Consider the following 281-nt stretch of genomic DNA (forward strand, 5'->3'; position numbering starts at 1 on the left):
CGGCTTTAGCGACCGCAGGAGCGATCTTAACGATCAAGCGCGGATCAAACGGTTTTGGAATGATGTATTCCGGACCAAAGCTCAGATCCTGATCGCCATACGCTGAAGCCACCACTTCGCTCTGTTCCGCATGGGCGAGTTCTGCAATCGCACGTACCGCCGCCAGTTTCATCTCTTCGTTGATGGCGGTTGCGCCAACGTCCAGCGCGCCACGGAAGATGAACGGGAAGCACAGGACGTTGTTCACCTGGTTCGGATAGTCAGAACGACCGGTGCAAATG

At 55.9% G+C, this 281-nt stretch carries 1 protein-coding gene; it reads right to left on the reverse strand.

Annotation, left to right across the window (positions count from 1 at the left end):
• Positions 1–281 (reverse strand): malic enzyme-like NAD(P)-binding protein (locus NDO48_RS29120; RefSeq protein WP_323848136.1); only part of this gene is annotated, 281 nt, incomplete at both ends.

It is taken from the genome of Aminobacter sp. MET-1, from assembly GCF_026521175.1.
GTDB lineage: Bacteria > Pseudomonadota > Alphaproteobacteria > Rhizobiales > Rhizobiaceae > Aminobacter.